Genomic DNA, 3,154 nt, shown 5'->3' with positions numbered 1-3,154 from the left:
ATGCTTTACTGCATGACTGATATTTTTGATGTGCGATCGCGCTCATTCTGCCATCGCCGACATTAACCCTCACAGGGATGATTTTTTCGCATATTAAGCAACATTAACCCCCTCGCGATCAAGCTCGTTACCCTACCGCGAACAAACTTAACTTAGAGTTTGATGGGTTCCCACGTTGGACTTTGATTTAACTGACAACTAAAAAATCAGGCGTTGGTAATTTGAGGTATGATAACCATGTCCGGATAAGAGCACGATAAAACTCCGTTACCTTTACACTCCCCGAAAAACTTTCTCCTTCTACTCAGGGTTTCTTCTTTTTTCTTCCCTCCTGACTCCTGTCTCCTGACTCCTGACTCCTAAAAAATTAAGATTAATATCATACACTAATTTACCAACGCCAAAAATCACAGTGTTATGTGAGTGCTCCGCGCCTCAAAGACCAACTAAATCCTATAGGAATAATTGATATCTTTCACCACTACCGAAAAACTTCAGGATTTTCCATAAAAGCTGCATCTACACAGTCTCTAAAATTTGAGAATTTCTTGAGTCTTTGTCTAATCCAACTTTTTAACACAAACCACCAGCGTTCTATCTTATGAAAATCTGGTGATAATGGCTGGTCAATACCAAATTTTACACCCTTGCTTGGCCACTAATTATACCAATTTCATAAAATATTGCTACAGTGAGGACACAGGGAACAGGGAACAGGGAACAGGGAACAGAGAAAGAAAAACATAAATATTAAAGAGGAAAAAAGGTGGAAATTTTAGAATTTATGGAATTTATAATTTTTTCTTTTAAGAAGAAATCACAAATTAAGATGTAACTGCCTTTTTTGAATTTGGTATTATTCTATATAGAAGCTATTTGGTATCTTTGCAAAGGTAGGGTTTTTAGGCCAAGAATTGAGGATATTGATATTTAATTACTATAGATAGATATCTCCAACAATCAAAAATAAAATCAATTATTGCACTGTTATTCATCAATTTTTTCCCCCTACGGACGTTTCATGCAACGTCCCTACGACCTACTCCCTACTTAACACTACTCAGGAATATCCCAAACTTTTTTAGCTAATTTAGTCAATATTTCTTGTCGAGTTTCAATGGCGTGGGAATCCCATTTAATAAAGGTCTTTAAATCTTTTACCGCTAAGTCAATAGTTGTGTTATTCCCCACAGAAATGTTTTCAGCAATAGTCCTAGTCAACAGAAATCTTGAGTTAGTATAGCCTAATTTTTTTTCCGTAAAACTCAGATTAGTAATAGCAGATTTAATCGAACTTTCTAATAAAGTTAGATTGCCTAAAAGTTTACTATAACTTTCTATTTCACGAGGTTTATCAAAAGATGAAATTACTTTTTGAGTAGGATATTCTGGTAAAATTTGTTCTACATCTAATTTCAAAATATAATTGCTTAAATCATCAATTCCTCCCCCACTACCCCAGGCAGTTTCATCTATGTATTGTGTTAGTTTGGCTAAAATATATTTAATTTGATAAGGTTGAAATGATGATTTATTAAGTTTATGAAATGCTTTCTCAAATTTATTTGCCACTAACTGCTTGCTAGAAATAATTTGGTCAGCAATAAATCGATCAAATTCTTCTGTTGATGCGATCTGACGTAGTTCACTAGCCCACTTAAGAATCATGCCATCGAACGCCTTTTGATTGCGATCGCTAGTCAACATTGCCACAAATAATAAATTTTCTACCTGCCGACATAATTCAACAAAACAATATTGAGACAATTTATAAGCAGCTAAAAGTAAGATTAAATGTTGCCTAACATTAACACTGAGACAACGAATATTTGCCAAATAACGATTTACTGTTCCATCAAGATTATTACCAGACAAAAATGCTACATAAGCTTCTGCAGATTCTAGTAAATCATTCACAAATAGAATAGGTTCAGTATTATATCCACATTTAGATTCATTTTTGAGGAACCAATCATAGACTTCTTTTTCTGCAATATAATTTCCATCCTCTGCATATCTTGCCAAAATAAAATAACGCAAAAAACGCATCGGTCTTTCCTGAGAATGATAGAGTAAATCTATCATTTTTTTCCATTTTACTTTGATTTTCTCATAATCTGTTTGTTTGGCTTTAGCAAAAATTAAATTTTTGAGTAAATCCATATCATCTAGGGGTAAACCACGATGATTTAAAGTTGAATATATTTTCAAAGCATGAGCAACACTGGCTGTTTTTACGCGAATTAATTTAACATTTTTGAGAAAATATGCATAAAATTTTTTGAGATGAGAAATAGCAACTTCATCTAATTCAAATTTAATAGAAAGAAACTTTCTGATCTCAGCATAAGCATTTTGAATATGTTTAACAGAGCGAGTAGGAGATATTTGGTCTAAATTTGTTTGCATAGCAATATTTTCTAGTACTCCCCTACTTTCTTCATATTGCAGTTCTACCCTATGTTTAAACTGGTCATTACCCAAGTCATCTGTATATAGAGAAGCAATCTTATTTTTTAATGCTTCAATACGTTCATTTGAATTAATAGTTAATAGATAATCTCGAATTGCACAGAGAACTAAATAAGCAGTAGTCATCCGTTGTTGCCCATCAATTACTTCATACAAATTATCCCCACGACTACAAACAATTATACTGCCAATAAAATACTCAGAATAGGAGTTTTGATTTTGCTCAGAAAATTCTTCATATATATCTTGAATAAATTCATTTACCTCTTTTTCCTCCCAAACATATTCACGCTGATAATCAGGAATGACATAAAACTCATCAAATAACTTTTCTAGAGTCATGTCTTGAGATTCGATAGTTGCCATATAATAACCTCATTGACATCCTCCCCTGTTAAATCTCGTGATTAACCGGAGATTCCCAAACCTTACGATTTAGGTTTACTGCTTGAGTGGCACTTATCTAGATTGTCTCCAACCCCCGACAGTACGCCTACACAGTCAAATTTTTGAACCACGATCTGCAAAGGACGCAGTAACACCTTGATGACAAATCACTTTTGCTGCTGCCACATCATGGCGGTCTGTTCTTGAAAGGGGATTAATTTAAGTTCGTAGGTTAGTGTCATCATATCCCAATTTTATTATGATTTTATCTTAGTGGAGTGCTGAAGTAGGTAGA

General features: G+C 33.9%; 1 protein-coding gene. It reads right to left on the bottom strand.

Features of this window, described 5'->3' with window-relative positions; translation table 11 throughout:
* Window positions 1-1,056: 1,056 nt before the first annotated feature.
* A complete protein-coding gene (locus AC3DU7_RS29645; RefSeq protein WP_488042832.1) occupies window positions 1,057-2,838 on the bottom strand; it encodes a DUF262 domain-containing protein in 1,782 nt (593 codons plus the stop codon).
* Between the last annotated feature and the right edge of the window lie 316 nt (window positions 2,839-3,154).

The organism is Okeania sp., from assembly GCF_983059655.1.
Note: the sequence above shows the minus strand (reverse complement) of the source record. Positions and strands in the feature narration are given on the sequence as shown.

Excerpts from the sequence above, each read along its gene's own strand:
- AC3DU7_RS29645 (WP_488042832.1), bottom strand. The coding sequence starts at position 2,838 with ATGGCAACTATCGAATCTCAAGACATGACTCTAGAAAAGTTATTTGAT.